Raw genomic sequence first — 26,799 nt, forward strand, 5'->3', positions numbered from 1 at the left:
CATGGCGGACGAAAAGAAACCGGGATTGTTCGGACGCTTTTTCGGCGGCAAGCCTGCCGAACCGGAAGCTGCGCCGGCCGATGCGGAACTGCCGCCGCCGACCGAAGCTTTTGTGCCCGATACCGCTCCGGTGATCCTCAGGCCTGAAGTCGACGAAGACTTGTCCGAAGCGCTTGCGCCGGAAGTCGAAGTGCCGCGCGAGGCGACCGGCTGGTTCGCGCGCCTGCGCAAGGGCCTGTCGCGCACCTCGGAAAAGCTCGGCTCCGGCATCTCCGATCTTTTCACCAAGTCGAAATTCGATGCCGCGACGCTCGACGAACTTGAAGACCTTCTGATCCAGGCCGATCTCGGCGTCGATGCGGCCATGCGCATCTCGCAGGAAGTCGGCCGTCAGCGCCATGAGCGCGGTCTCGATGAGGACGGCGTGCGCAAGGTCGTGGCCGCGGAAGTCGAGAAATCTCTCGCCGGCGTCGCAAAGCCGCTTGAGATCGACGCGTCGAAAAAGCCCTTCGTCATTCTGATGGCGGGCGTCAACGGCTCGGGCAAGACGACGACGATCGGCAAGCTGGCGCAGAAATTTTCCGCCGAAGGCAAGAAGGTGATGCTGGCCGCGGGCGATACGTTCCGCGCCGCCGCTGTCGAGCAGCTGAATGTCTGGGCGCAGCGCACCAATGTTCCGATCGTCACGAAAGAGATCGGCGCCGATGCATCGGGCCTTGCCTATGAGGCGGTCGAGACGGCGAAGGCCGCGGGCGTCGATATTCTTCTGATCGATACCGCCGGCCGTCTGCAGAACCGCACCGAGCTGATGCAGGAGCTGGAAAAGATCACGCGCGTCATCAAGAAGGTGGATGCGGAAGCGCCGCACGCCGCGCTACTCGTTCTCGATGCCACGGTCGGCCAGAACGCGCTCTCCCAGGTCGAACTCTTTCAGAAGACCGCGGGCATTACCGGGCTTGTGATGACGAAGCTCGACGGCACCGCGCGCGGCGGCATTCTTGTGGCGGTCGCCGAGAAATTCGCGCTGCCGATCCATTTCATCGGCGTCGGCGAGGGCGTCGGCGATCTCGAACCTTTTATCGCGGCGGATTTCTCGCGCGCACTTGTCGGGCTGGACTGATTTTTATGACCGTGAAAACAACGGCGGATGCGCCGAAGAAGAAACTGAACCCCTGGCTCAAATTCGCGCTGGAACTCGGGCCGCTCGTCATTTTCTTCGTGGCGAATTCGCGCGCCGGCCTGTTCTGGGGCACCGGCTGTTTCATGGCCGCGACGGCGGTCTCGCTCGCCGTGTCCTGGTTCCTGATCCGCCGCCTGCCAATCATGCCGCTCGTCACCGGCGTCGTCGTTCTGATTTTCGGCGGGCTGACGCTCTATCTGCAGGATGAGCTGTTCATCAAGCTGAAGCCGACCATTGTGAACACGCTGTTTGCCGGCGCGCTATTTGCGGGCCTCTTCTTCGGCAAATCGCTGCTCGCCGTTGTTTTTGAAGCTGCGTTCGATCTGACGCCGGAGGGCTGGCGCAAGCTCACCTGGCGCTGGGCGTTCTTCTTCGTCTTTCTGGCCGTGCTCAACGAAGTGATCTGGCGCAATTTCTCGACCGATTTCTGGGTCGCGTTCAAGGTCTGGGGCACGATGCCTCTGACCTTCCTGTTTGCGCTGCTTCAGGTGCCGCTGCTGACGCGCTACGACGCAAAGACGTCAGCGCAATAGCGCGGAGGTCGAACCGCGTTCGGCCTTGTCGATCTCGGGCAAAAGCACATCGGTCAGGGAGGCTTCGGTCAGCGGGCCGATATGCTTGTAGGCGATGCGTCCGTCTTTGCCGATGACGAAGGTTTCCGGAACGCCGTAAACGCCCCAGTCGATGGCGGCGCGGCCTTTGTCGTCGCGGCCGACGGCTGAAAAGGGGTTCCCCATCTCACTCAGAAATTTCAGCGTGTTCTGCGGCTCGTCCTTATAGGCAAGGCCGACCAGTTTGACCCGGTTCATGCGCGCCAGGCGCTCGAGCAGAGGATGCTCATCGCGGCAGGGCGCGCACCAGGAGGCGAAGACATTGATGACGGTGACCTGTCCATTGCCGAGATCCTTGCGCGCAAGGCCCGGCACGGCAGCGCCGTCGGCAAACGTCAGGCCGTCGAGCGGCGGCAGCGTAAACTCCGGCGCTTCGCGGCCGATGAGTGCGGAAGGCAGCTTCTGCGGATCGCCGGCGTAAAGACGAAAATAAAACAGCGTCACCAGTGCAACGAACAGCACGAGCGGAATAAGAACGCCGAGCCGCCGCATATCAGTCTTTCCGGCCGAGTTTGGCTTCGAGCTTTGCGAGGGCGTGCGCTTCGGTGCGATGACTGCGCCAGGCCCAGAGAATAAGCGCCAGCACGATGAGCGCCGTAAAGCCGTAGGACGCGGCGATATAAAAGAAATGGTCGTTCATCGCGCTTCCGCCGCCCGGCGCTGCAAGCCGCGCAAGCGGCGGCGGATAAGTTCGGTGCGCATGACGACAAGATGCAAAGTCACGAAGAGCAGCGTGAAGCCCACGGCGCAGACAAGCAGCGGCACGAGAATATCCGGATGAATGGTCGGGCCGTCCATGCGGATGACGGAGGCCGGCTGGTGCAGCGTGTTCCACCAGTCGACCGAGAATTTGATGATCGGAATATTGATGAAGCCGACAAGCGTCAGGATCGCGACGAGCTTTGCGGCGCGCGAGGGCTCATCGAGCGCCGCACGCAGCGCAATGACGCCGAGATACATCAGGAAGAGAACAAGGACGGAGGTCAGCCGCGCATCCCATTCCCACCAGGTGCCCCACATCGGCCGTCCCCAGAGCGAGCCGGTGACGAGCGCGATCAAAGTGAACGCCGCGCCGATGGGGGCGGCGGCTTCCGCCGCGACATCGGCGAGCGGGTGGCGCCACACAAGAACGCCGAGGCTGGCAATCGACATCAGCGTCCAGCCGAACATCGATAGCCAGGCGGCGGGCACATGCACGAACATGATGCGCACCGTCTCGCCCTGCTGGTAGTCGGCGGGCGAAACGAAGAAAGCCTGATAGAGGCCGGCCGTCAGCACGATCACGGTGAGAGCCGTGAGCCAGGGCAGGAGGCGGCCGCTGATCGAATTGAAGCGGGCGGGGTTCGCAAGCGCGATCATCGGGCGCGATGTAGACTTAGGTGTCGAGGCTTTCAATCGGCTCATGACTGGCTGGCCCGAAGTGCCGCAGCCGCGGCCAGCGGCGCGAGGACAAGGGAGGCAAGGCCGAGCGCTCCGAGCATGGAAAGCGCCGGACCCGCCTCGGTGCCGAGGATCAGCGCATTCGTCGCCGAAACGCCGAAGATCAGGACCGGCACTGTCATCGGCAGAACAAGGACCGGCAGGAGAAGCCCGCCGCGCCGAAGGCCGACCGTCAGCGCCGCGCCGATGGCGCCGAGCAAAGTCAGCGCCGGCGTGCCGAGGAGAAGGGTCAGCGCCACAGCGCCCAGCGCCTCCGGCGGCAGGTTCAGCATCAGGCCGAGCAGCGGGGCGATAGCGGCGAGCGGCAGGCCGGTCACGATCCAGTGAGCGGCGCATTTGGCCAGAACGAGCAGCGGCAGCGGCGCGGGCGTGCCGAACAGAAGGTCGAGCGAGCCGTCTTCGGCGTCCGCCGCAAACAAGCGGTCGAGGCCGATCAGGGTCGCGAGCAAAGCGCCGATCCAGAGGATCGCCGGGCCGATGCGGGCAAGAAGCGGCAAATCAGGGCCTGCTGCGAAGGGCGTCATCACGACGACCGACAGGAAGAAGACGAGCGGCAGGCCGAACCCGCCGCCGGAGCGGATAGCGAGGCGGAAGTCGCGGCGGATGAGAGCGAGGAGGGTGCGCGTCATACGGCGCTCCCCAGAACCATGCGTTTCAGCCCCGGCCAGTTCAGATCGGCATGGGTCGCGGCCATGACGAGCCCGCCCGAGGCGCGGTGGATCTCGACGAGCTGCGCCAGACGATCGAGCCCATCCGTGTCGAGGGCGGTCGCCGGCTCATCGAGCAGCCAGAGATCGCGCTTGGCGACGATCAGGCGGCACAGGGAAAGCCGTCTTTTCTGCCCGGCCGAGAGGTAGGCGGCGGGAAGGTCTGCGGCATGGGACAGGCCGACCGCATCGAGGGCGGTTCCTGTCTCGCGCGGGTCGCCGCCCAAAAGCTCGGCCCAGAAGATGACGTTCTCACTGGCCGAGAGCTGGGTTTTCACCCCGTCGGCATGGCCGAGAAGGTGCATCTGCTCGGCCGATGTCGCCTCCGCGTCACCTCCCTCCAGTCTGATATATCCTGAGGTCAGGGGCAGGAGGCCGGCCAGAGCGCGCAGCAAAGTGGTCTTGCCGGCGCCGTTCGGACCGGTCAAAGCGAGGGCCTCGCCGGAATCGAGCGTCAGCGACAGGCCGGAAAGGACAGACCTTCCGCCGCGTTCAACGCCAAGATTTTCAACGTTTAAGCGCATTCCCGTCCGCCAAAAGCACAAGTCTGCAGTGCGCTGGGAACACGCTCCTGTCTCTGGAAGGATTCCATAGTTCTTTGTATACAATGAAATCGCTGCGGGACGGCCCGGCACCGGGCCCTATTGTATCCCGCATCTATGATGGGATCCGTGCTCGTGACCAAAACCAGCCTCGACAGTTTCAAGTGCCGCCGAACGCTCACTGCCGCCGGCAAGACCTATGTCTATTACAGCCTGATCGAGGCTGAGAAAAACGGACTTTCCGGGATCTCCAAGCTCCCGGTCTCGCTCCGGGTTCTCCTTGAAAACCTGCTGCGGACCGAAGACGGGCGCACCACCAAGGCCGAAGACATCAAGGCCTTCTCGGATTGGCTGACCACAAAATCCTCGGACCGCGAGATGGCGTTCCGCCCGGCGCGCGTTCTGATGCAGGACTTCACCGGCGTTCCCTCCGTCGTCGACCTCGCCGCCATGCGCGATGCGATGACAACGCTCGGCGGCGATCCGACCCGCATCAACCCGCTCGTCCCCGTCGATCTTGTCATCGATCACTCGGTCGTCGTCGAAGAGTTCGGCACGCCGAAAGCCTTCGCTCAGAACGTCGCGATCGAATACCAGCGCAATGGCGAGCGCTACCGCTTCCTGAAATGGGCGCAGCAATCCTTCGACAATTTCCGCGTCGTGCCGCCGGGCACCGGCATCTGCCATCAGGTCAATCTCGAATATCTGTCGCAGGTTGTATGGACGAAGACCGAAGGCAAGGACGAGGTCGCCTATTTCGATACGCTTGTCGGCACCGACAGCCACACGACCATGGTCAATGGTCTCGGCGTGCTCGGCTGGGGCGTCGGCGGCATTGAGGCCGAGGCCTGCATGCTGGGCCAGCCCATGTCGATGCTCATTCCGGAAGTCGTCGGTATGAAGCTGACCGGCAAATTGCGCGAAGGCGTCACGGCAACAGACCTCGTGCTGACCGTCACTCAGATGCTGCGCAAGAAGGGTGTTGTCGGCAAGCTCGTCGAATTTTACGGCCCGGGCCTTGCCGGCATGGCGCTCGAAGATCGCGCGACCATCGGCAATATGGCGCCGGAATACGGCGCGACCTGTGGCTACTTCCCGGTCGACAAGGAATCGCTGCGCTATCTCAACGAGACCGGCCGCGACGAAGACCGCATCGCGCTGGTCGAAGCCTATTGCAAGGCGCAGGGCGTGTTCTGGACGCCGGAGACGACGGATCCTGTATTTACGGATACGCTGGCGCTCGACCTGTCGAGCATCGAGCCGTCGATGGCCGGTCCGAAGCGTCCGCAGGATCGCGTTCTGCTCTCCGGCACGAAGGCCGGTTTCATCGCCGCGCTGGAAAACGAATTCGGCAAAAAGGGCAAGACCGGCGAGCAGTTCCCGGTCGAAGGCGCGGACTATAAGATCGGGCACGGCCATGTCGTTCTGGCCGCCATCACGTCCTGCACCAATACGTCCAACCCGAATGTGATGATCGCAGCGGGCCTTCTCGCCCGCAATGCCGTGGCCAAAGGCCTCAAAAGCAAGCCCTGGGTGAAGACCTCGCTTGCGCCGGGATCGCAGGTCGTTGCCGAGTACTATCAGACGTCCGGCCTGCAAAAGGAGCTCGACGCGCTCGGCTTCAATCTCGTCGGCTTCGGCTGCACGAGCTGCATCGGCAATTCGGGCTCCCTGCCGGAGCCGGTCTCCAATGCCATCAACGATAACGACATCGTCGGCGGCGCCGTCATCTCCGGCAACCGCAATTTCGAAGGCCGCGTGAACCCCGATGTGAAGGCGAACTATCTCGCTTCGCCGCCGCTTGTCGTGGCGTACGCGATCGCCGGTTCGTTGCAGATCGATCTTTCGACCGAACCGCTCGGTACAGACCCGGACGGCAATCCCGTGTTCCTGAAAGATATCTGGCCGTCGTCGAAAGAGGTCGCGGAATATATCCGCGCCAATGTCACGCGCGAGGTCTTCGCCAAGCGCTATGCCGACGTCTTCAAGGGCGACGAGACCTGGCGCAAGATCGCCGTGCCGAAGGGCCTCACCTATAAATGGGATATGGGTTCGACCTATGTGCAGAACCCGCCCTATTTCGAAGGCATCACGCGCGAGGCGCCGCCGGTCAAGGACATCGACAATGCGCGTCTGCTCGGCCTTTTCCTCGACTCGATCACGACCGACCACATCTCTCCGGCCGGTTCGATCAAGCAGGCGAGCCCCGCCGGCGAATATCTGATGGAGCATCAGGTCCGTCCGCAGGACTACAATCAGTACGGCACGCGGCGCGGCAATCATCAGGTGATGATGCGCGGCACCTTCGCCAATATCCGCATCAAGAACCAGATGCTCCCGGGCGTCGAAGGCGGCGTGTCCAAGCACTATCCGAGCGGCGAAGAGATGCCGATGTACGATGTGGCGATGCGCTACAAGGAAGAGGGCGTGCCGCTCATCATCTTCGCCGGCAAGGAATACGGCACCGGCTCCTCGCGTGACTGGGCGGCCAAGGGCACGGCATTGCTCGGCATCCGCGCCGTCGTTACCGAAAGCTTCGAGCGCATCCATCGCTCCAATCTCGTCGGCATGGGCGTCGTCCCGCTGGTCTTCGAGGCCGGCACGACCTGGAAGACGCTGGGCCTGAAAGGCGACGAAACCGTCACCATTCACGGCCTTGCCGAGGGGCTGAAGCCGCAGGCGATCCTGACGGCCGAGATCACCTACGGCTCGGGCGAGGTTAAGAAAGTCCCGCTGATCTGCCGGATCGATACCCTCGAAGAGCTCGAATATTTCAAGAACGGCGGCATCTTGCAGTACGTGCTGAGGTCGCTGGCGGCTTAAAGTCTTAAGCTTATCTCGCCCTCGTGACTGGTCCCGGGGGCGGGGTGGGCCTAAAACTCCCGCCAATGAGATATTCAACGCCCCTGTTCGGGCTTCTTCTGACCCTTGGTGCGGGACCGGTTTTTGCCGGGCCCCCCAAGGCCGTCCTCGAACTCTTCACCAGCCAGGGCTGTTCCTCCTGTCCGAAGGCTGACAGGCTCGCGGCCGAGCTTGCGCGCGATAAGGACCTCGTCGTCCTCACATTCCCGGTCGACTATTGGGATTATCTCGGCTGGAAGGACACGCTGGGGTCGTCGGCCCATTCGGCGCGCCAGCGCGCCTACGCCATGGTGCGCGGCGACCGTAAAGTCTTTACCCCGCAAATGGTCGTGAACGGGCGGTCGCAGTGCAAAGGCTCCGACCGCGCCGAGATCGAAGCGGCGATCAAGCAAACGGCGTCGGAAGCGAGTCTGTTTTCGGTTCCGGCGACGATCAACGAAGCCGATGGACAGATCGAGGTCGAGGTGCCTTCGAGCGCTGCGCGCGAAAGCGAAGTCTGGCTTGTGGCCGTCGCCTCCCAGCGCACGGTCGAGATCGATGCCGGCGAAAACAAAAGCCGCACCATCAGTTACACAAATGTCGTCCGTCAGATGACCCGGCTTGGCGCGTTTACCGGCAAACCGGCGCATTTCACCGTACCGCGCACGGAAGCGGTGCCGGCGGATGCCGATCGCTATCTTGTTCTGGTGCAGGATGGATCGGGCTCGATGCCCGGCGTCATTCTCGGCGTTGCCGAGCCGGCAACCAACTGATCCCAAACATCACTGGAAATAAAAAGAAGGGCCGGAATGAATCCGGCCCTTCTCAAGTTCCATCCCGGTTTCCCAGAATGTTTACGGTCGGCCCGGTCGTTTCGCCCCGTGGGGCTGGGGGGCTGGAATCGAGGCTGACAACCGGACCCCGAGGCAACGATGAGAGACTCGCGTTTGCATGGGGCGCGCGTCGGGCCGGAAATGGGCAATATTGTGAATTTGAGATTTTCCACTGCTTGGAAATGGGCTTGCGTCATCCGTGTGACAGCGCGAAGATGATGCGCAATTAGAGGTGCTTATGGGCGAAGTGGTCGAGCCGATAAAACGTTTCCGCGGCGCAAACGCAGCGCCCTCTGATTTCAAATCGCCGCCACCTCCGCCGCCGACGCAGCACATCGCCTTCGACCGGCACGAGCTTCGCGAAATTCTCAATGTCTATGGCCGCCTCGTCGCCTCCGGCGAGATGCGCGACTACGCCATCGACATGCTGAAGGAGAAAGCGGTGTTCTCGCTGTTCCGCCGCATGGGCGAAGTGCCGACCTATCGCGTCGAGAAAGATCCGAAACTGCGCAATCGTCAGGGCGCGTATGCGGTCATCACGGCGACGGGTCTGATCCTCAAACGCGGCCACGATCTGGCGCGCGTTCTCAGCGTTCTCGACAAGCGCCTGAAGCTCGTCACCAACTGACGGCGTAGCCGTCATCCCGGACGCGCGGAGCGCCGATCCGGGATCCAGATAAAAATCAGCAGCCGGGATTTCTAGCGCCGCTGCACCGTCGCTGCGAATTCACGCCAATCCCGAAACCGGACAAGCCGGTCGGCGATCAAGCCATTGATGCTTCCGTCGGGCAGCTGGCGCCAGGGAACGCCTTCAAAAACCTTGCCGTCCAGTCCCGCTTCTTCGGACTCCTGACGAAATCTCGCGACCGCATGCGGGCTGGAAGCCCGGTTGAGCGGAATTCGTGCCGCGCCATTCTCGGTCGGCCGGTATGCGCGAAGGTCGCGCTGCGCGGCAGGCGTGGCCAGGAGTTTTCGAATGAGAACCAGTTCCTTGTGGTTCTGGCGGACCGTCGTCACGACCTGGCCGAAGGCGTAGAGCAGCACGGCCGGGATGACGGCCAGAACGCCGATCGCAACGATCAATGGCTTTGGATACTCGGCGCTCAAAGAACCGAAATTTGCGAGCCCCATCAAGGCCGCCGCCGCCACATAAAGGACGGCTACGATACGCAACAACACACCCATAACAGACCCCCGCACGGACTTTATCCGGCAATTTGGAAGCGTCAATCGGGGGAATTTTATGTCGTCAGGCGGGTTCAAACGAAGGATCGTCATGATCGCCGGTGCCGAGCGAGAGCTGCATCTCCACCGTATCGAGCCAGACGCCGTGCTTGCGGCCGACGGAGCGGTGCGTGCCGATCATCTCAAAGCCGAGGGTTTTGTGCAGCGCGATGGACGCAGCATTCCGGCTGTCGCCGATCACCGCGATCATCTGCCGGAAGCCGCGTTCTTCGCAGGAGGCGATCAGCGCCCGCATCAGTGCGCGGCCGACGCCTTTGCCGTGCCAGGCCGGATCGACATAGACGGAATTCTCGACCGTGAAGTGATAGGCGGCGCGCGGCCTATAGGGTCCGCAATAGCCGTAGCCGGCAACGCGTCCGTCGAGTTCGGCGACGAGATAGGGATAGCCGCCGGCAACGGTTTTTTCGAAACGCGCGCGGATGTCGTCTTGCGATGGCGGCACGAGTTCAAAACTCGCCGTGCCGTTTTTGACGGCGTCGGCATAGATCGTGGCGATGGCGGAGATGTCGGAGAGATGTGCGGTGCGGATCATGCGTCTGTGCAGTCTAACAAAAAAGCCCCGGCTTGCGCCGGGGCTTTTCGTCTCTTCTTACCTGCCGCGATTACTCGCGATTGCCGAACAGGTTCAGCAGCATCATGAACAGGTTGATGAAGTCGAGGTAGAGCGACAGGGCGCCCATGATCGCCTTGCGGCCCATCATGTCGCTATCGTCGACCGCGTTGTACATCTCCTTGATGCGCTGCGTGTCATAGGCGGTGAGGCCCGAGAACACGAGAACGCCGACCGTCGAGATGATGAACTGCATCATCGTCGAGCCGAGGAAGATGTTGACGATCGAGGCGATGACGATACCGACCAGGCCCATGAACAGGAATGTGCCGAGGCCGCTGAGATCGCGCTTCGTCGTGTAGCCGTAGAGGCTGAGCGCGCCGAAGGCCGCCGCGGTGATGAAGAACACGCGAGCGATCGAAGAGCCGGTGTAGACGAGGAAGATCGTCGACAGCGAGATACCCATCAGGGCCGCAAAGACCCAGAAGGAAATCTGCGCTGCGCCGGCGCTCATGCGGTTGATGCGGGCCGACAGGAAGAACACCATGCCGAGCGGCGCGAGGGCGAACACCCATTTCAGCGGGGTCTGGAACATCGTCTGGCCGAACGAGGTCAGAGCGAGGGCGCCGGAGGCGTCCTGCGTTACGGCAAGTTTGAACGTGCCGATGGCGACAAGGCCGGTAATCGCAAGGCCGAGCGTCATGTAATTGTAGACGGAGACCATGTAGGCGCGCAGGCCCTGGTCGATGACAGCGGCCTCCGTGCGGGTGGTGCCGCCTACGCGGGCCGTCCCAGAGCGGTCGAAGTCACTCATGTGATTTTCATCCCTTAAGTTATCCCGCATTCGTGCGCGGGATCTCGGCTCTCAATATGGGAAATGCCGACCCTTCCGACAAGCAAAACCGGTCGGAGCGGCCTACAAATCCCGCAAGACGGGAGCAGGCTTGAGGTTAACGAGCCTCCAGGTGCCTGCAAGCCCGAGAACTACTGTAGTACCAAGGGCTAACAACGCCGCCGTGACGGCCCCCGGGACATCGGCAAAGAAGGCCATATCCATGACCTGGGCGACGACGACCCAAGCGGCGGCGGCCCCGGCGGCGAGGCCGAACAGGGCGGTGGCAAAGCCGATCAGGGCATATTCGAGGGCGAACGCCGCAAGGATGCGCCGCCGGGATGCGCCCAGCACTTTCAGGATCATGGCGTCATAAATCCGGTAGCGGTGCCCGGCGGCGAGCGCCCCGCCGAGGACAAGGACGCTGGCAAGCAGCGTCACGCCCGAACCGGCGCGGACGGCCAGCGCCAGATTTCCGGCGAGATCGGAGAGCGTTGTCAGCGCATCCTTGACGCGGATGGCGATGATGGCCGGAAAGCGCGCCGCGCTGTCGCGCAGCAGCGAAATCTCCTCATTGGGAGCGCCGCCATCGGCGAAGGTCAGGGTCGAGAGATATTGATAGGGTGCACCGGCAAAGGTGTTGGGCGAGAAGACGAGCACGAAATTGATGCCAAGCGTCTCCCACTCGACTTTACGCAAATTGGCGATTTTGGCGCGCACCTCGCGGCCGAGCACATTGACCGCAATCTCGTCGCCGACTTTCAGGCCGAGATGGCCGGCATTCTCGGCTTCGAACGAGACGAGCGGCTCGCCCTCATAATTCTCCGGCCACCATTCTCCGGAGACGATCGTCGCGCCGTCAGGAACTTTCGATGCGAAAGTGAGGCCGCGATCGCCGCGCAGGACCCAGGCGGCATCGCCCGCCGGATAGTTCTCGCTGCTCTGGCCCTTCAATTCGGTGATGCGTCCGCGCAGCATCGGCACGCGGTCGATCGCCGAGCCCGGCGCTTTTTCGTTCAGGAATGCATCGAACGCATCGGCATCGCTGTTCGGAATATCGACGAAGAAAAAGCTCGGCGCTTTTGCGGGCAGAGCTGCGGTCAGCTGATTGCGGATCGAAGAATCGATCAGCGTCAGCGCAACGAGCAGCGCAAGACCAAGGCCGAGCGACAGCACGACCGACGGCGTCAGCGCGCCGGGACGGTGAATGTTCGACAGCGCGATGCGCAGCCCGGCGTTCGACGGACGCGGCAGGCGGCGCGAGACCGCCATGATGGCGAGTGCAACGCCGCGCAAGAGAAGAAAGATGGCTGCGGCTGCGGCCAGGAAGATCGCCGCGACATTCTTTTCCGGCGCGGTTGCGATCATCAGCGCAATCAAGGCCGCCAGCGAAAGCCCGATGAGGACGAGATAGCGGCGGCGCGGCCAGCGCAGTTTGGTATCGGCCAGATGATCGCGGAACAGCGCCGAAACCGGCAGATCGTGCGCGCGGCCGAGCGGCCAGAGCGCAAAGACAAGTGCGATCAGAAATCCGTACAGAGCCGCGAGCGCCAGCTGCGCCGGCTGAAGCGTTGCGATGAAGGGCAGCGGGATGATCGCGCCGAATCCCCATTTGACGAAGAAGGGCAAGGCCGCGCCGACAACAAGACCAATCGCGATGCCGAGCGCGGCGAGCGCCAGAATCTGCGCCAGATAAATCTGGAAGATGCGCGTGCCCGTCGCGCCGATACATTTCAGCGCGGCGATGGTCTCGCGCCGCTTTTCGACATAAGACGACACGGCATTGGCGACGCCGACGCCGCCGACAAGAAGCGCGGTGAGGCCGACCAATGTCAGAAATTGCGTGAAGCGATCGATATTCTGCTCCAGCCGGTCGGAGGCGGCATCGCGCGTGCGCACGCGCCAGCCGGCATCGGGGAAGGCGGCTTTCGCCTCGTCGGCAAGTGCGGTGACGGCGCTTTGCGGCGCATCGGGAAACAGTGCGACGCGATAGGTCCAGCGCATCAGACTGCCGGGCTGCAGCAGGCCGCTCGCCATCAGCGCCTCACGCGAGACGAGAAGCCGCGGGCCGAGGCCGACACCGTCGGACAGATTGTCCGGCTCTTTCACAAGTGCCGCACGTACAGTGAGCGCAATGGATCCGAGACGGATCGTGCCGCCGTTCTGAATTTCGAGGCGCGCAAGAAGCGCGGGATCTGCGATCGCGCCGAACGCGCCGTCTTTCTCGGCGAGAAGATCTGCGAGCGGCAGCTGCGGATCGGTCTCCACCGTGCCGGCGAGCGGATAGAGCTGATCGACGGCTTTCAATTCGGCAAGCGTTGCCGCGCCGCTGTCGCTGCGCGTCATGGCGCGCAGGGTTGCCGCGCTTGAGACCGTGCCGCGCGACGAGAGGAAGGCGAGCTGTTCGTGCGTCACCTCGCGATGAACGAGCGCAAAACTCGCATCGCCGCCGAGAATGGTGCGGCCCTCGCGCTCAAGTCCGTCCTGCAGACCTTTAGAGATCGAGCCGACGCCCGAGATGGCGGCGACGCCGAGCGCGAGGCAGGCAACGAAAATGCGGAAGCCGGAAAGCCCGCCGCGCAATTCGCGCAGCGCCAGCTTCAGCGACAGAAGAAAGCCCGGAGGTGCGGCGACGAATGAGCTCACGCCGTCATGACCTCGGGAAGATGTCCGGATTCGATTTTACCGGAGCGCATTTCGACGACGCGGTCGCAGCGGCGGGCGAGCGCCGGATCGTGGGTGACGAGAATGAGCGTCGCGCCGCGCTCCTTCGTCTTGGTGAAGATGAGATCGGCAATCGACACGCCCGTTTTCTCGTCGAGATTTCCGGTCGGCTCGTCGGCGACGAGAATTTTGGCGCCGGGCGCCAGCGCGCGGGCAAGCGCGACGCGCTGCTGCTCGCCGCCCGACAGCTCCGCCGGGTAATGGCCGGTGCGTGCGGCAAGGCCGACTTCGGCAAGCTCCTGCTGGGCGCGGCCGAAGGCGTCGGGCACGCCGGCAAGTTCGAGCGGCACGGCGACATTTTCCAGCGCCGTCATGGTCGGGATGAGGTGGAAGCTCTGGAAGACGACGCCGATATTCTTGCCGCGAAAGGCGGCGAGCGCATCCTCATCGAACCGGGTCAGCTCCTCGCCGAGCACCGAGACCTGCCCGGAGTCAGGCCGTTCCAGCCCGGCCAGCACCATCAGCAGCGAGGATTTGCCCGAGCCGGAGGGTCCGGTGAGGCCGACCCGCTCGCCGCGGCCGATCTTCAGCGAAATGTCCTTGAGGATATGAACGCGGGCGGCGCCGCGGCCGAGGCTGAGATTGATGCCGGTAAGATCGATCGCCATATGCGGTGTCCGCGCTCCGTCAGTCCCTGATCCAAGAGCTCCCCATATGGAGACCCGTTCGATGCCCCGCCAGTCACAAAGTCTTGGGTTTTTCAGCCTTTATCGTGCCGGCGTGGCGGCGTTTCTGGCGTCTTTTCTTCTCTTTGCGGGTCCGGCTTCGGCCAAGACGCTGCGCCTTGTGGCGCTCGGCGACAGCCTGACCGCCGGCTATCAGCTTCCCCCGCAGGACGCCTTTCCGGCCGCGCTCGAAAAGGCGCTGAAGGCCAAAGGCTGGGACATAAAAGTGGCCAATGCCGGGGTTTCGGGAGACACCGCGGCGCAGGGGGCGGCGCGGGTCGACTGGTCGGTGCCGGACGGCACGGACGGCGTCATCCTCGAGCTCGGCGCCAATGATGCGCTGCGCGGCCTGCCGCCGGAGGCCGCCAAGGCCTCGCTGGAAAAAATCCTCGAACGGCTGAAGGCGCGCAAAATCCCGGTTCTGATCGCCGGCATGTATGCGCCGCGCAGCCTCGGGGCCGATTACTACGAAAAATTCGACGCGATCTATCCGGACCTTGCCAAGAAATACGGCGCCGAACTCTACCCCTTCTTCCTCGACGGGGTTGCAGGCCAGGTGAAGCTTAATCTCGAAGACGGGCTGCACCCGACCGGGGAAGGGATCCGGGCCATCGTCGAGCGCATTCTCCCTTCGGTGGAGTCTTTCCTTCGTCGCATTCAGACCCCATCCTGAACGAAGCGAATCGATTTTTGGCCATGCCCCGTCTGTTCACAGCTCTGGAAGTGCCGGCCGATATTGGAGCCCAGCTCGCTATTCTGCGCGGCGGTCTGCCGGGCGCACGCTGGATCGACGCCGAAAACTATCACGTTACTTTGCGCTTTCTCGGCGATGTCGATGACCGCACCGCCAATGAAGCGGCGCACCTTCTCGACGGCATTGCGCGCGAGCCCATCCAGATTTCCATCGGTGAGCTCGATGCGTTCGGCGGCGACCGCCCGCGTTCGATCATCGCCAAGGTGAAGCCGAACCCGGATCTGCTGGAACTTCAGGCCGAGCATGAGCGCAATATGCGCCGCGCAGGCCTTGCGCCCGAAAGCCGTAAATACACGCCGCATGTCACTTTGGCGCGTCTGCGCGATGTGAAGCCGCGCGATGTCGCCGATTGGCTGTCGACGCGCGGCGGCGCGCCGCGTCTCGATTTCGAAGCCAAACGCTTTGTTCTTCTGTCCTCGCGTGCCTCGAGCGGCGGCGGGCCCTATGTGCTGGAAGAGAGCTTTCCGCTCGGCGTCGGCGAAGAGGACGAGGATCATCATGACGAAGCTCACTGGTAAGGAGCGCAGCGAGGCTCTGGCGTCGCTTGCGGGCTGGAGCGAGGTGGAGGGCCGCGACGCCATCCGCAAAGAGTTCAAGTTCAGGAATTTCTCGGAAGCGTTCGGCTTCATGGCGCGCGTGGCGCTCGCCGCTGAAAAAATGGACCACCATCCCGAATGGTCGAATGTCTACGACAGGGTGGACATCGTGCTGTCGAGCCACGATATCGGCGGGGTGTCAGAGCGTGACATCAAGCTTGCCGCGAAAATCGAAAAACTGGCGGGAGCGAAATCCGCCTGATCGCGTTGAAGCCCCTGGAGGGACGTGATGGCGAAGAGCAAAGCGCAGCGGATCGAGGATGAGCGGGAGGTCCGCGAGGGCTTCTGGCCGAAGATCGTGACCTTCGCCGCAAACCTTCCCTTCGCCGAGCAGGCGCTGTCGGCCTGGTATTGCGCCTTCGACCGCGAGACCCCGGCGAGCGTCCGCTACACGCTGATGGGCGCGCTCGCCTATTTCGTCCTGCCGACGGACATCATTCCCGACATCCTGCCTCTGATCGGTTTTGCCGACGATGCCTCGGTGCTCTCGGCCGCCCTTGTCGCGGTCGGCACCCATATCAACGAGACCCATAGAGCGGCGGCAAGGGACGCCCTGACCAAGCTCGGCCGCCAGGCCTAAAGACCTTAGAGGTCCTTGGGGCGCCTTCCCCCAATCGTTAGCAATTCCTTTCTAAATTCCGCCAATTTTTACCTATTCTTCGTAATTGCGGACGCAAAATCGCGCCCGCGAGGGGGCTCTCTTCGATTCCCGTCGCGTTCCATACGCCCGGCCACTGCCGGCGAATGAGGTTTTTCGCACAAAATGTTCAAGCGCCGACTGGCTTTAGCTTTGCTGCTTACGGCCCATGCCCCGGATGTTTCGACCGCGCAGAGCGGTCAGCAGCTCCTCGGCACGTTCTCGGATTGGAGCGCCTATGCGGCGAATTCCGCCTCCGGCAAGGTCTGCTTTGCGATTTCGCAGCCGAAAACCCGCGCGCCCGAGGGCCTGAACCGCGATCCGGCCTATTTCTTCGTCTCGCACCGGCCGGGCGAGGGTGTCCGCAACGAGGTGTCGGTCCAGACCGGCTTTCCGCTGCGTCCCGGCTCGACCGTCGATATCGATATCAAGGGCGCCCCGTTCTCGCTCGTGACCCAGGACCAGCGCGGCTGGTCGAACGGCCAGGACGACAGCCGCATCGTCGATACCATGCGCGCCGCCGGCGAAATGACGGTCAAATCGACCTCCGGCCGCGGCAATGTGACGACCGACACCTATTCCCTGCGCGGCGTTTCGGCCGCCCTGGATGCGGCCGCCAACGCCTGCCCGTAAACCCAACTTAGTCGAGAGCGGTGGCCGCTCCGGCGGTTATGGACTATATGTCCGGAATGCTCGCTCCTTTGGACACAGCGCCCGCGCCCTTCGCGGAAAAGCCCTCGCTTGCGGGTCTCACCCGGGGCGAGCTTTCGGCTGCGCTCGTTTCGGCCGGGGTGCCGGAGCGCGAAGCGCGCATGCGCACCAACCAGATCTGGCACTGGCTCTATCATCGCGGCGCGACCTCGTTCGACACGATGACCAATGTGTCGAAGGTCCTGCGCGCCGAGCTTGAGAAGGTTTACTCGCTGGCGCGCCCGGAAATCGTCACCGAGCAGATCTCGATCGACGGCACGCGCAAATGGCTGATCCGCCTGCCGCCGCGCCCGGACGACAAGCGCCCGCACGAAGTCGAGGCCGTCTATATTCCCGAAGCCGATCGCGGGACGCTGTGCGTCTCCAGTCAGGTCGGCTGCACGCTCGCCTGCACCTTCTGCCACACCGGCACGCAGGTTCTGGTGCGCAATCTCACCTCCCAGGAAATCGTCTCGCAGCTTTTGATCGCGCGCGACCGGATCGGCGATTGGCCGGGCATGGAGCGCTCGAAAGAGGGTCTGGTGCCCGATGCCGAGCGCGCGGTGACGAACATCGTCTTCATGGGCATGGGCGAGCCGCTCTACAATCTCGACGGCGTCAAGGACGCGATCGACGTCATCTCGGACGGCGAGGGGCTTTCTCTCTCCAAGCGCCGCATCACGGTGTCGACCTCGGGCGTCGTGCCGATGATCGAGCGTCTCGGCAATGAGAGCGGGCCGATGCTGGCGATCTCGCTGCACGCCACAAACGACGAGCTGCGCAACGAGCTCGTGCCGCTCAACAAGAAATATCCGATCAAGGAATTGATCGAGGCGTGCCGCAATTATCCCGGCGTCTCGAATGCGCGCCGCATCACGTTTGAATATGTGATGCTGAAGGGCGTCAACGACAGCGATGCGGAAGCCAAGAAGCTCGTCTCGCTGCTGAAGGGCATTCCGGCGAAGATCAATCTCATCCCGTTCAATCCCTGGCCCGGCACGCGCTACGAATGTTCGGACTGGGAGAGGATCGAAGCTTTTTCGGAAATCGTCTTCCGCGCCGGTTATGCCTCGCCTGTGCGTACACCTCGCGGACGCGACATCCTCGCCGCCTGCGGCCAGCTGAAATCGGCGACCGAGCGCCTGCGCGCCAAGGATCGCGCTGCTGCCCAGTAATGGCGGCGGCTCAGTGATTTTTCTTCTCACGCGTCTGATCCTTGTGCCGCTGGCCTATGTCGCGGCGCTGGTCGCCGCCGGCGCGGTTGCGGTCGGCATCGCTTTTCTGCGCGCCTATGGGCCGGTCGCCGACGATCCGGTCGCGCTCGGCGCGACCAGCTGGATCCTCGTCGGCGATTTTCTGATCTTTTGCGGCTTTGTCGGCTACGCCGCCTTCATCCCCTCGGTCATCGCCATCGTCGCGGCGGAAATCTTTTCCATCCGCAGCGCGCTCTATTTCTGCGGCGTTGCGCTGTTCTGCGGTTTTGTCGCAAGCCGCCTCGCCGATGAAGAGGCGCTGCGCTCGCTGCCCTCCGAGCCCGCCATTGCCGGCGCCGCGGCTCTCGCCGGGGGCTTTACCTATTGGCTCCTCTGCGGCCGCAGTTCCGGAATCCGCATCAGGCCGGAACCGCAGCGCTCCTGAAGTGTTTTGCCCCGTCAGGCTTCCGGTGTAGAGGAAGCACTCGATATCAGGAGGTTCTCATGGCTTTCGCGCGGTTTCGTGCTCTGGCAGTGGCACTCGTCCTCGGCACTCTCGTCGCCGGCTGCGGCGTCAACACGATCCCGACCCTCGACGAGCAGGTGAAGGGCCAGTGGAGCGAAGTGCAGAACCAGTATCAGCGCCGGGCCGAACTCATCCCGAATCTGGTGGAAACGGTGAAGGGCTTTGCCGCGCAGGAGCGCGAAACGCTCACAGCCGTCGTCGAAGCGCGCGCCAAGGCAACGCAGGTGACCGTCAATGTGGATCAGCTCTCCGATCCCGAAGCGCTTAAGCGTTTCCAGGAAGCGCAGGGCCAGTTGTCCGGCGCGCTCGGACGTTTGCTCGCGGTCTCCGAAAACTATCCCGAGCTGAAATCCAATCAGAACTTCCTGGCGCTGCAGTCGCAGCTCGAGGGTACCGAGAACCGCATCGCGGTGGCGCGCCGCGATTATATTCAGGCGGTGCAGACCTATAATACCGAGGTCCGCACCTTTCCGGGCCTGATCTGGGCGTGGATTTACGGCGCGCAGCCGAAAGCGACATTCGAAACGAGCGCTGCCAATCAGACGGCGCCCGAGGTGAAGTTCTAACCAGCCATGCAAAAGCTCCTCGCTTTTGCCTTTCTCTCGGTGCTCGCGCTCGCCGTTCCGGCGGGCGCGCAGACTTTTCCCGAGCTGACGAGCCGCGTTGTCGATAACGCCAATATCATCGACATCCCGACCGAAGCCGAGATCGACAAGAAGCTTGCCGATCTCGAAACGAAGACGACCAAGCAGCTCGTCGTCGTCACCGTGCCCTCGCTGCAGGGCTATGAGATCGAGGATTACGGCTACCGGCTCGGCCGCCATTGGGGCATCGGCCAGGAAAAGAAGAACAATGGCGCGCTGCTGATCGTCGCGCCGAACGAGCGCAAAGTGCGCATCGAAGTCGGCTACGGCCTCGAAGGCGATCTTACCGACGCCATCTCCTCGCTCATCATCCAGAACGCCATTCTGCCGCGCTTCCGTGCCGGCGATTTTCCGGGCGGCATCTCGCGCGGCGTCGACGACATCGTGCAGGTTCTCGAAGGCGATCAGGAATATGCGCAGCAGGCCAAGCAGGAGGCCGAGGGCGTGCATATCACCGATCAGACGGCCGATATGTTCTTCACCGCCTTCATCTTCCTCATCATCGCTCTTCAGATCTGGCGGGCTTTCCGCGGCGGCCGTTCCTCGCGGCGGCGCGGAATGCCGTGGATCATTCCGACCGGTTCGAGCTCCGGCAGTTCCTGGTCGTCGGGCGGAAGCTCATGGTCGTCGGGATCGAGCGGCGGTGGATTTTCGGGCGGCGGCGGTTCGTTCGGCGGCGGCGGGTCTTCGGGGAGCTGGTGATGCAGACGCCTTGTCTCAACAATGAAGAAGCGCGGCATGTCTCGGCGGCGATCGAGAACGCGGAAAAGAAAACCGCCGGAGAGATTTTCGTCGTCGTCGCGCACCATGCCGACGATTACCGCCTCGTGCCGGTGCTGTGGGCGGGGCTCGCGGCTCTCATCCTGATCTGGCCGGTGGCGCATTTCACGCCGCTGGCGGTCACGAGCCTTTTTCTCCTGCAGGCGGCCATCTTCCTCACCTGGTCGGTGGCGCTGTCGCCGGATGTGATCCGGTTTCGTGTCGTGCCGGGGCGGCTGGCCGAGGCGGCGGTCGAAAAAGCGGCGCGCGAGCAGTTCCTCGGCCATGGCGTTCATCTCACCTCGGCGCGCACCGGCGTTCTCATCTATGCGGCGCTGGCCGAGCGCCGCGTCGAGATCGTTGCCGATGACGGCATTGCGAAAAAAGTCGAACAGGCGGAATGGGATGCCATTGCCGCAACCGTCGTGCAGGCGGCGCGCGAGAAGCGTCTTGCGGACGGTCTTGTAAAGGCGGTCGAGCAATCGGGCGCGCTTCTGGCGCGTCACTTCCCCCCGTCGAAGCACGATCGGGACGAACTTCCTAATCGAGTGGTGGAACTTTAGGCCGCCGTCTCGTGTACGCCATACAGGCGGTATAGGCTCCCGCGCCAAGGCTCTCCGTTGAGACGAGCCGGCCCTCGGGATGAAATCGGAACGAGATCGTGACCCCAGCCGAACCGGCACGCCATCAGTCTTCCGCGGATGAGACCGGCACGCCGCCGCATTTCACCGATGCTCTGTTCGGCCGCACGCCCGCCGAGGACATGGCCGATCTCACTCCGGCCGATCTTACCGCGCTTGCCGATGCCGCCTGGGCTCATCTGAAGAACAGAAAGCCCGGCCGCCACGATCTCAAAATCTTCAATCCGCTTCTGCCGGGTGGCGCCGAGATCACCGTCATCGAGGCGGTGAACGACGACATGCCGTTCCTGCTCGATTCCACCGTTGCGGAACTTGCGGTGCAGGGCATCGAGGCAAAGCTCGTCGCCCATCCGGTTCTTGATCTCGAACGCGACAAAACAGGCGCGCTCACGCGGTTTTCCGGCGAGGCGCATGACGAGAGCCGCGAGCGCGACAGCCTGATCCATCTTCATATCGAGCGGATCGACGATCAGGAAAAGCTTGCCGCGCTCGCCGCCGAGCTTGAGCGCACCTATGAGGATATCCGCGTTGCGACCGGCGATTTCGACGCCATGCGCAGCCGCGTCGAGGCGGAAATTTCCGCGCTCAAAACCTCATCGGCGCCCGTGCCGCCGGAAGAACTGCAGGAAGCCGTCAGCTTCCTCACCTGGCTGATCGAAGGCAATTTCGTTTTCGTCGGCCTGCGCGACAATCAAGACGTTGAAGCCGCCTTGTCGGCAAAACCCGATGCGGGCGATGTCGGACTCGGTATTCTGCGCGATCCCGAGGTGCGCGTTCTGCGCCGCGGCCGCGAACTTGTGGCGATGACGCCGGAAATCCGCCAGTTCCTGAAAGAGCCGGTGCCGCTGATCGTCACCAAAGCAAGCTTGCGCTCGCGCGTTCATCGCAGAGCCCATCTCGATTATATCGGCATCAAGCGCTTCGACCGCGAAGGCCGCGTCACCGGCGAGTTGCGCATTGTCGGTCTTTTCACCGGCACGGCCTATTCGCTGACCGTCGAATCCATTCCGCTTCTGCGCCGCAAGGTCGAGATCGTGACGCGCCATGCCGGTTTCGATCCGGATTCCTATTCGGCGCGGGCGCTCGCCAATATTCTCGAAACCTATCCGCGCGATGAGCTGTTCCAGGTCGATGTCGATACGCTCTACGACTCGGCGCTGCGCATGCTGGCGATCTATGAGCGTCCGCGCGTCCGCGCCGTGGCGAGGCCGGATCGTTTCGACCGTTTCGTTTCGGTGCTCGTCTATGTGCCGCGCGAGAAATACGATTCGGATGTGCGCGCGCGCATCGGCGAGCGTTTGGCGGAAACCTATCACGGCCGCGTTTCGGCCTTTCATCCGAGCTTCCTCGAAGGCGTGCCGCTGACGCGCGTGCATTACATCATCGGCCGCTATGAAGGCACAACGCCCAAGGTCGATATCGCCGAGCTTGAGCGCCGCATCGCCGCCGAAGTGCAGACCTGGCCCGATCTTCTGAAGGCCGCGCTCATTAAGACCCATCAGGGACAGCAGGGCCGCAAGCTCGCGCTCTCCTGGCTGGAAGCCTTCACCGCCGGCTATCGCGAAGCGTTCACGCCGCAGGAGACCGTCGCGCATATCGCGCGCATGGAAGATCTCAGCGATGAGAAGCCCTATGCCATTGCGTTCGAGAAAGTGTCTGGCGCCGCCGACCGCATCTCGCTGAAAATCTTCTCGCTCAACCGCTCTCTGCCTTTGACCGAGCGCGTGCCGATCCTCAGCGATATGGGTTTTGTCGCCGTCGAAGAGCGCACCTATGACATCGCCGGCGGCCTTGGCCGCCGCGTCTTCCTGCATGACATGACGCTTGTGCGCGGGCGCGGCGGCGAGATCGATCTCGATAGGCTCGACAAACCGCTGACGGTTTTGGCACTCGCCATCGCGTCGGGCCAGGCGGAGAGCGACTATTACAACGCGCTCGTTCTGGAAGCGGGCCTGTCCTGGCGCGATGCGGCCTTGCTGCGCGCGGTCTCGCGCTATCTCCGCCAGATCAATATCGCCTTCAGCCATGCCTATATGGCCGGCGTCATCGTCAAGCATGCGGGCATTGCGCAGAAGATCGTTGCGCTGTTCGAAGCGCGGTTCGATCCGAAGCGCAACAGCGGCCGCAAGCAGGCGCAGGACGACATTATCGCCGAGATCGAAAAGGCGCTGGAGGCTGTCGAGAGCCTCGACGAAGACCGCATCATCCGCCGCTTCGTCAATCTCGTTCAGGCCATGCTGCGGACGAACGTGTTCCAGCGCGAAGACGGGCGCCAGAAAACCGTCATCTCTTTCAAGCTGGAAGCCGCAAAAGTCGATCAGCTTCCGGCGCCCCGGCCGCTCTATGAAATCTTCCTGTCTTCACCGCGCGTCGAGGGCCTGCATCTGCGCTTTGGCCGCGTTGCCCGCGGCGGCTTGCGCTGGTCGGATCGTCCCGAGGATTTTCGCACGGAAGTTCTCGGCCTCGTCAAAGCGCAGCAGGTGAAGAACGCCGTTATCGTGCCGGTTGGCGCGAAGGGCGGTTTTGTGCCGAAGAAACTGCCGCCGGCCTCCGACCGTCAGGCCTGGATGGCGGAAGGCACCGAAGCCTATCGCATCTTCATCCGCACTCTGCTCGACATCACCGACAATCTTGTCGGCGGAAAGATCGTGCCGCCGGAAGACACCGTGCGGCATGAAGGAGACGATCCCTATCTCGTCGTCGCCGCCGACAAAGGCACGGCGACCTTCTCCGATACGGCCAATGCGATTGCTCTGGAGCGCGGCTTCTGGCTCGGCGATGCGTTCGCATCCGGCGGCTCGGTCGGCTACGACCACAAGAAAATGGGCATCACGGCGCGCGGCGCCTGGGAAGCGGTGAAGCGCCATTTCCGTGAAATCGATATCGATATCCAGACGACGCCGTTCACCGTTGCGGGCGTCGGCGATATGTCGGGCGATGTTTTCGGCAATGGCATGCTGCTGTCGAAACAGATCCGTCTCGTGGCGGCGTTCGACCATCGCGACATTTTTCTCGATCCCAATCCGGACCCGGCTGCAAGCTGGGAAGAGCGCAAGCGTCTGTTCGATCTGCCGCGCTCGTCCTGGCAGGATTACAATAAGGGCCTCATCTCGCAGGGCGGCGGCATTTTCCCGCGCTCGCTGAAATCCATTCCGCTGTCGCCCGAAATTAAGCAGCTCACCGGGATCACGACGGATGCGGTGACGCCGCAGCAGCTGATGACGGCGATCCTGAAACTGAATGTCGATCTGCTGTTCTTCGGCGGCATCGGCACCTATATCCGCTCGTCCACGCAAAGCGATGCGGAAGTCGGCGACCGCGCCAATGACGCCATCCGCATTCGCGGCAAGGATGTGCGCGCCAAAATCATCGGCGAGGGCGCCAATCTCGGTATGACGCAGCTCGGCCGCGTCGAAGCGGCGTTTGCCGGCGTGCGTCTCAACACCGATGCGATCGATAATTCCGCGGGCGTCAACACTTCGGACTATGAGGTGAATATCAAGATCGCGCTGACGCCGGCGGTGCAGAGCGGAAAGCTCACGCCCGAGGCGCGCGTCGCATTCCTCGCCGAAATGACCGACGAGGTCGGCGCGCTCGTTCTTGCCAATAATCACCGGCAGACTTTGGCTCTGTCGCTCGCGCAGCGGCGCGGCCAGGAAGATATCGGTTTCGAGCAGCGCCTGATGCAGGTGCTGGAAAGTCAGGATCTTCTCGACCGCACGGTCGAATTCCTGCCCGACGATGCCACTCTTGCCGATCGCATCCGCGACAAGCTTCCGCTGACGCGGCCCGAACTTGCCGTGCTGCTCGCTTATGCGAAAAACGCGCTGTTCGCCGAATTGCTGGAGACCGGCGTTCCGGACGATCCCTATCTCGTGCGCGAACTGGCGCGCTATTTCCCGCATCCGATGCGCGAGCCCTATCGCGCCGACATCGATGCGCATCGCCTGCGCCGCGAAATCATCGCAACGCGTCTCGTCAATGCGATGATCGACTATGGCGGACCGTCTCTGATGGTGCGTCTTGTGGGCGCGAGCGTCGAACAGGCGGCTGCGGCATTTGCCGCGGTCTATGACAGTTTCCGTCTCGCCGATCTTGCGGCGGGGCTCGATGCGCTCGATGCAAAAATCCCCGGCGCGCTGCAGCTCGAGCTTTACGGTGCGGTGCAGGATCTTCTTCTGTCGCGCATCGGCTGGTTCCTGAAAAACGCCGATCTGTCGGAAGGCCTGCAATCGGTCGTCCATAGATTCAGGGATGGCCTCGATCTCGTGCGCTCGTCCTTGAAGGACACGCTGTCGGAGGAGAGCGAGAAGATGCGGCAGGCGCGGGCGGCGGAACTCGTGCAGGCGGGCGTGCCGAAAGATCTCGCGCTCGGCCTTGCCAGCCTTCCGGCTCTGCGCGGTGCGCCGAACGCCGTTCTCATCGCCGAACAATCGGGACTTCCGACTGCAACCGCGGCGGCTATGCTGTTTGCGATTTCCGACCGTTTCGGTCTCGACCGGCTGCGCGCGGCAGCTTTGGCTCTGCCGGTCACCGATCATTTCGAGCGCATGGCGATCGACAAGGCGCTCGCTTCTATCGGCACCGCCGAACGCGGTCTTGCGGTTGCGGCAGCCAAGCGCGGCACCGGACCGAAAGACATCGCCGCTTGGGCAAACGGCGATCCGGCCAGTCAGCGGACGGCCAAGGCGCTCGACGAGATCGCGCGCTCGGGCCTGACGCTTGCCAAGCTCACCATTGCGGCCGATATGCTGGGCTCCCTCGTTTCGAGCTGATCCCGGACCCATGGCAAAATCCAAAGTGAAGACCGCTTATGCGGGCGGCCCGGCCATTGCCGGATGGGTGCTGTTCGATTTTGCCGCTCAGCCCGTCTTCACGCTGATAACGACCTTCATCTTCGCGCCCTTCTTCGCGGCTCAGCTCGCCGACAGTCCGGTGCACGGCCAGGCGCTGTGGGGTTTTGCGACGGGCGCGGCGGGCCTCGTCATTGCGATCCTGTCTCCGGTTCTTGGCGCGGTGGCGGATGCCGCAGGGCGGCGCAAACCGTGGATCGCCGCTTTCTCCATTCTCATCCTTCTCGGTTGCGCGGCGCTGTGGTTTGCGGTGCCGGGTGCCGACTATGCCGTGCCGCTGGCGATGATCGCGTTTGCGATTGCGACCATCGGCGCGGAGTTCGCCGGCGTGTTCACCAATGCGATGATGCCGGATCTCGTGCCGCCGGAAAAACTCGGGCGTCTTTCCGGCACCGGCTGGGCGATGGGTTATGTCGGCGGGCTCATCAGCCTTGCGCTCATTCTCGTGTTCTTCGTTGCAAATCCAGAGACCGGCAAAACGCTTGCGGGTTTTGCGCCGGCCTTCGGCATGGATGCGCTGAGCTTTGCCGGCGATCGCGCCTCGGGTCCGTTCTCGGCGCTCTGGTATCTCGTGTTCGTTCTGCCGCTGTTTTTCTTCACGCCGGATGCGCCAAAACTTGAGCCGGTGTCACGCGCCGTCCGGTCGGGCATCGCCAACCTGAAACAGACGATTGCGAGCGTGACCTCGCACAAAAACGTTTTTCTCTATCTCGTTGCGCACATGATCTACGCCGACGGGCTTGTCGGCCTCTTCGCCTTTGGCGGTATTTACGCGACCGGCATATTCGGCTGGTCCACGACCGAGATCGGTGCCTTCGGCATCCTCCTGACGATCACCGGATCGCTCGGCGCCTTTATCGGCGGCAGACTCGACGACAGGCTCGGGCCGAAGACGGTCGTCATGGGCGCGCTGGCAGGTCTTATCCTCGCGGGCCTCGGCATTCTGTCGACGACGGCCGACAGCATTCTCTTTGCAATTCCGGTCCCGCCGCCCGTGCCGGGCGATGGTCTTTTCGCGGCGCCGGCCGAGCAGTTCTACATGCTGTGCGGCGTTCTCATCGGCGCGGTGGCCGGGCCGTTGCAGGCCGCCTCGCGCACGCTGCTGATTCGCGTCTCGCCTGAGGACGCCATCACCCAGTTCTTCGGGCTCTATGCTTTGGCCGGAAAGGTCACGAGCTTTATGGCGCCGACTCTGGTCGGCATCGTCACCGCGCTTCTCATGAGCCAGCGCGCCGGCATGGCGGTGCTGCTCGCCTTCTTCGTTCTGGGCGCGGTTCTGCTCGCAGCCGTGAAGGTCCCGCGCGGGCGACGGGCCTGAAAGCGCTAGCGATTTTTC

General features: G+C 63.1%; 27 protein-coding genes. 17 read left to right on the plus strand and 10 right to left on the minus strand.

Annotation, left to right across the window (positions count from 1 at the left end; genetic code table 11):
• Position 1: 1 nt before the first annotated feature.
• A complete protein-coding gene (gene ftsY, locus IZ6_RS01045) occupies positions 2-1,120 on the plus strand; it encodes a signal recognition particle-docking protein FtsY (protein ID WP_222876183.1) in 1,119 nt (372 codons plus the stop codon).
• A 5-nt stretch (positions 1,121-1,125) separates the two neighbouring features.
• Complete coding sequence (locus tag IZ6_RS01050) at positions 1,126-1,713, plus strand: septation protein A (protein ID WP_222876184.1); 588 nt, start codon at positions 1,126-1,128, stop codon at positions 1,711-1,713.
• Here IZ6_RS01050 and IZ6_RS01055 read toward each other — a convergent pair.
• Genes IZ6_RS01055 through ccmA form a run of 5 tightly spaced genes read right to left on the minus strand, consistent with a single transcriptional unit; the run spans position 1,702 to position 4,462 of the window.
• Positions 1,702-2,283, minus strand: coding sequence for a DsbE family thiol:disulfide interchange protein (locus IZ6_RS01055; protein WP_222876185.1), 582 nt, complete (start codon positions 2,281-2,283; stop codon positions 1,702-1,704). The two genes, IZ6_RS01050 and IZ6_RS01055, sit on opposite strands and share 12 nt — an antisense overlap.
• 1 nt (position 2,284) lies before the next feature.
• Positions 2,285-2,431 (minus strand): heme exporter protein CcmD, encoded by a 147-nt coding sequence (ccmD, locus tag IZ6_RS01060; protein ID WP_222876186.1) that lies wholly within the window; start codon positions 2,429-2,431, stop codon positions 2,285-2,287.
• On the minus strand, positions 2,428-3,195 hold the full coding sequence (locus tag IZ6_RS01065) for a heme ABC transporter permease (protein ID WP_225873959.1): 768 nt from the start codon (positions 3,193-3,195) through the stop codon (positions 2,428-2,430). Before IZ6_RS01065 ends, ccmD begins: the two co-directional genes overlap by 4 nt.
• Positions 3,192-3,860, minus strand: coding sequence for a heme exporter protein CcmB (ccmB, locus tag IZ6_RS01070; protein WP_222876187.1), 669 nt, complete (start codon positions 3,858-3,860; stop codon positions 3,192-3,194). The genes IZ6_RS01065 and ccmB overlap by 4 nt, the downstream gene beginning before the upstream one ends.
• Positions 3,857-4,462, minus strand: coding sequence for a heme ABC exporter ATP-binding protein CcmA (gene ccmA, locus IZ6_RS01075; RefSeq protein WP_222876188.1), 606 nt, complete (start codon positions 4,460-4,462; stop codon positions 3,857-3,859). The genes ccmB and ccmA overlap by 4 nt, the downstream gene beginning before the upstream one ends.
• Positions 4,463-4,600: 138 nt before the next feature.
• Between ccmA and acnA the strand changes: the two genes are divergently transcribed.
• The 3 genes from acnA (at position 4,601) to IZ6_RS01090 (ending at position 8,782) form a co-directional block, all read left to right on the plus strand.
• Positions 4,601-7,303, plus strand: coding sequence for an aconitate hydratase AcnA (gene acnA, locus IZ6_RS01080; RefSeq protein WP_222877499.1), 2,703 nt, complete (start codon positions 4,601-4,603; stop codon positions 7,301-7,303).
• 65 nt (positions 7,304-7,368) lie between these two features.
• The gene (locus tag IZ6_RS01085; protein ID WP_222876189.1) at positions 7,369-8,094 is read left to right on the plus strand and encodes a DUF1223 domain-containing protein; all 726 of its coding nucleotides are present in this window, start codon (positions 7,369-7,371) and stop codon (positions 8,092-8,094) included.
• Between the two features lie 298 nt (positions 8,095-8,392).
• Positions 8,393-8,782, plus strand: a complete 390-nt coding sequence (locus IZ6_RS01090; RefSeq protein ID WP_222876190.1) for a DUF2794 domain-containing protein — start codon at positions 8,393-8,395, stop codon at positions 8,780-8,782.
• 71 nt (positions 8,783-8,853) lie between these two features.
• Here the strand turns inward: IZ6_RS01090 and IZ6_RS01095 are convergent, their stop codons facing one another.
• The 5 genes from IZ6_RS01095 to IZ6_RS01115 all read right to left on the minus strand — a co-directional run bounded on the left by IZ6_RS01095 (position 8,854) and on the right by IZ6_RS01115 (position 14,113).
• Complete coding sequence (locus IZ6_RS01095; protein ID WP_222876191.1) at positions 8,854-9,432, minus strand: hypothetical protein; 579 nt, start codon at positions 9,430-9,432, stop codon at positions 8,854-8,856.
• Complete coding sequence (locus IZ6_RS01100; protein WP_222876192.1) at positions 9,404-9,931, minus strand: GNAT family N-acetyltransferase; 528 nt, start codon at positions 9,929-9,931, stop codon at positions 9,404-9,406. Before IZ6_RS01100 ends, IZ6_RS01095 begins: the two co-directional genes overlap by 29 nt.
• Positions 9,932-10,001: 70 nt before the next feature.
• A complete protein-coding gene (locus tag IZ6_RS01105; protein WP_222876193.1) occupies positions 10,002-10,763 on the minus strand; it encodes a Bax inhibitor-1/YccA family protein in 762 nt (253 codons plus the stop codon).
• Between the two features lie 102 nt (positions 10,764-10,865).
• Positions 10,866-13,427 (minus strand): ABC transporter permease, encoded by a 2,562-nt coding sequence (locus IZ6_RS01110; protein ID WP_222876194.1) that lies wholly within the window; start codon positions 13,425-13,427, stop codon positions 10,866-10,868.
• The gene (locus IZ6_RS01115) at positions 13,424-14,113 is read right to left on the minus strand and encodes an ABC transporter ATP-binding protein (protein WP_222876195.1); all 690 of its coding nucleotides are present in this window, start codon (positions 14,111-14,113) and stop codon (positions 13,424-13,426) included. Before IZ6_RS01115 ends, IZ6_RS01110 begins: the two co-directional genes overlap by 4 nt.
• Positions 14,114-14,174: 61 nt before the next feature.
• Between IZ6_RS01115 and IZ6_RS01120 the strand changes: the two genes are divergently transcribed.
• The 12 genes from IZ6_RS01120 to IZ6_RS01175 all read left to right on the plus strand — a co-directional run bounded on the left by IZ6_RS01120 (position 14,175) and on the right by IZ6_RS01175 (position 26,781).
• On the plus strand, positions 14,175-14,843 hold the full coding sequence (locus IZ6_RS01120) for an arylesterase (protein WP_222876196.1): 669 nt from the start codon (positions 14,175-14,177) through the stop codon (positions 14,841-14,843).
• 23 nt (positions 14,844-14,866) lie between these two features.
• On the plus strand, positions 14,867-15,442 hold the full coding sequence (gene thpR, locus IZ6_RS01125) for an RNA 2',3'-cyclic phosphodiesterase (RefSeq protein ID WP_222876197.1): 576 nt from the start codon (positions 14,867-14,869) through the stop codon (positions 15,440-15,442).
• A complete protein-coding gene (locus IZ6_RS01130; protein ID WP_263971499.1) occupies positions 15,423-15,722 on the plus strand; it encodes a 4a-hydroxytetrahydrobiopterin dehydratase in 300 nt (99 codons plus the stop codon). Before thpR ends, IZ6_RS01130 begins: the two co-directional genes overlap by 20 nt.
• 27 nt (positions 15,723-15,749) lie before the next feature.
• Complete coding sequence (locus IZ6_RS01135) at positions 15,750-16,100, plus strand: YkvA family protein (protein WP_222876199.1); 351 nt, start codon at positions 15,750-15,752, stop codon at positions 16,098-16,100.
• A gap of 183 nt (positions 16,101-16,283) precedes the next feature.
• The gene (locus tag IZ6_RS01140) at positions 16,284-16,790 is read left to right on the plus strand and encodes an invasion associated locus B family protein (RefSeq protein ID WP_222876200.1); all 507 of its coding nucleotides are present in this window, start codon (positions 16,284-16,286) and stop codon (positions 16,788-16,790) included.
• Between the two features lie 56 nt (positions 16,791-16,846).
• Entirely contained in the window at positions 16,847-18,022 is a 1,176-nt protein-coding gene (rlmN, locus tag IZ6_RS01145) for a dual-specificity RNA methyltransferase RlmN (protein ID WP_225873961.1), read from the plus strand.
• A gap of 13 nt (positions 18,023-18,035) precedes the next feature.
• Entirely contained in the window at positions 18,036-18,485 is a 450-nt protein-coding gene (locus IZ6_RS01150) for a hypothetical protein (RefSeq protein ID WP_222876202.1), read from the plus strand.
• A 59-nt stretch (positions 18,486-18,544) separates the two neighbouring features.
• Positions 18,545-19,132 carry a LemA family protein gene (locus IZ6_RS01155; protein WP_222876203.1) on the plus strand — a complete coding sequence of 196 codons (588 nt, stop codon included), beginning with the start codon at positions 18,545-18,547 and terminating at the stop codon, positions 19,130-19,132.
• A 6-nt stretch (positions 19,133-19,138) separates the two neighbouring features.
• Entirely contained in the window at positions 19,139-19,912 is a 774-nt protein-coding gene (locus tag IZ6_RS01160; RefSeq protein ID WP_222876204.1) for a TPM domain-containing protein, read from the plus strand.
• Positions 19,912-20,532, plus strand: coding sequence for a TPM domain-containing protein (locus tag IZ6_RS01165; RefSeq protein ID WP_222876205.1), 621 nt, complete (start codon positions 19,912-19,914; stop codon positions 20,530-20,532). Before IZ6_RS01160 ends, IZ6_RS01165 begins: the two co-directional genes overlap by 1 nt.
• 98 nt (positions 20,533-20,630) lie before the next feature.
• A complete protein-coding gene (locus IZ6_RS01170) occupies positions 20,631-25,385 on the plus strand; it encodes an NAD-glutamate dehydrogenase (protein ID WP_225873962.1) in 4,755 nt (1,584 codons plus the stop codon).
• Between the two features lie 10 nt (positions 25,386-25,395).
• On the plus strand, positions 25,396-26,781 hold the full coding sequence (locus IZ6_RS01175) for an MFS transporter (protein ID WP_222876206.1): 1,386 nt from the start codon (positions 25,396-25,398) through the stop codon (positions 26,779-26,781).
• Positions 26,782-26,799: the final 18 nt, after the last annotated feature.

This window comes from Terrihabitans soli, from assembly GCF_014191545.1.
GTDB lineage: Bacteria > Pseudomonadota > Alphaproteobacteria > Rhizobiales > Methylopilaceae > Flaviflagellibacter > Flaviflagellibacter soli.

Excerpts from the sequence above, each read along its gene's own strand:
- ftsY (WP_222876183.1), top strand. The coding sequence starts at position 2 with ATGGCGGACGAAAAGAAACCGGGATTGTTCGGACGCTTTTTCGGCGGC.
- IZ6_RS01050 (WP_222876184.1), top strand. The coding sequence starts at position 1,126 with ATGACCGTGAAAACAACGGCGGATGCGCCGAAGAAGAAACTGAACCCC.
- IZ6_RS01055 (WP_222876185.1), bottom strand. The coding sequence starts at position 2,283 with ATGCGGCGGCTCGGCGTTCTTATTCCGCTCGTGCTGTTCGTTGCACTG.
- ccmD (WP_222876186.1), bottom strand. The coding sequence starts at position 2,431 with ATGAACGACCATTTCTTTTATATCGCCGCGTCCTACGGCTTTACGGCG.
- IZ6_RS01065 (WP_225873959.1), bottom strand. The coding sequence starts at position 3,195 with ATGAGCCGATTGAAAGCCTCGACACCTAAGTCTACATCGCGCCCGATG.
- ccmB (WP_222876187.1), bottom strand. The coding sequence starts at position 3,860 with ATGACGCGCACCCTCCTCGCTCTCATCCGCCGCGACTTCCGCCTCGCT.
- ccmA (WP_222876188.1), bottom strand. The coding sequence starts at position 4,462 with ATGCGCTTAAACGTTGAAAATCTTGGCGTTGAACGCGGCGGAAGGTCT.
- acnA (WP_222877499.1), top strand. The coding sequence starts at position 4,601 with ATGGGATCCGTGCTCGTGACCAAAACCAGCCTCGACAGTTTCAAGTGC.
- IZ6_RS01085 (WP_222876189.1), top strand. The coding sequence starts at position 7,369 with ATGAGATATTCAACGCCCCTGTTCGGGCTTCTTCTGACCCTTGGTGCG.
- IZ6_RS01090 (WP_222876190.1), top strand. The coding sequence starts at position 8,393 with ATGGGCGAAGTGGTCGAGCCGATAAAACGTTTCCGCGGCGCAAACGCA.
- IZ6_RS01095 (WP_222876191.1), bottom strand. The coding sequence starts at position 9,432 with ATGACGATCCTTCGTTTGAACCCGCCTGACGACATAAAATTCCCCCGA.
- IZ6_RS01100 (WP_222876192.1), bottom strand. The coding sequence starts at position 9,931 with ATGATCCGCACCGCACATCTCTCCGACATCTCCGCCATCGCCACGATC.
- IZ6_RS01105 (WP_222876193.1), bottom strand. The coding sequence starts at position 10,763 with ATGAGTGACTTCGACCGCTCTGGGACGGCCCGCGTAGGCGGCACCACC.
- IZ6_RS01115 (WP_222876195.1), bottom strand. The coding sequence starts at position 14,113 with ATGGCGATCGATCTTACCGGCATCAATCTCAGCCTCGGCCGCGGCGCC.
- IZ6_RS01120 (WP_222876196.1), top strand. The coding sequence starts at position 14,175 with ATGCCCCGCCAGTCACAAAGTCTTGGGTTTTTCAGCCTTTATCGTGCC.
- thpR (WP_222876197.1), top strand. The coding sequence starts at position 14,867 with ATGCCCCGTCTGTTCACAGCTCTGGAAGTGCCGGCCGATATTGGAGCC.
- IZ6_RS01130 (WP_263971499.1), top strand. The coding sequence starts at position 15,423 with ATGACGAAGCTCACTGGTAAGGAGCGCAGCGAGGCTCTGGCGTCGCTT.
- IZ6_RS01135 (WP_222876199.1), top strand. The coding sequence starts at position 15,750 with ATGGCGAAGAGCAAAGCGCAGCGGATCGAGGATGAGCGGGAGGTCCGC.
- IZ6_RS01140 (WP_222876200.1), top strand. The coding sequence starts at position 16,284 with ATGTTCAAGCGCCGACTGGCTTTAGCTTTGCTGCTTACGGCCCATGCC.
- rlmN (WP_225873961.1), top strand. The coding sequence starts at position 16,847 with ATGCTCGCTCCTTTGGACACAGCGCCCGCGCCCTTCGCGGAAAAGCCC.
- IZ6_RS01155 (WP_222876203.1), top strand. The coding sequence starts at position 18,545 with ATGGCTTTCGCGCGGTTTCGTGCTCTGGCAGTGGCACTCGTCCTCGGC.
- IZ6_RS01160 (WP_222876204.1), top strand. The coding sequence starts at position 19,139 with ATGCAAAAGCTCCTCGCTTTTGCCTTTCTCTCGGTGCTCGCGCTCGCC.
- IZ6_RS01165 (WP_222876205.1), top strand. The coding sequence starts at position 19,912 with ATGCAGACGCCTTGTCTCAACAATGAAGAAGCGCGGCATGTCTCGGCG.
- IZ6_RS01175 (WP_222876206.1), top strand. The coding sequence starts at position 25,396 with ATGGCAAAATCCAAAGTGAAGACCGCTTATGCGGGCGGCCCGGCCATT.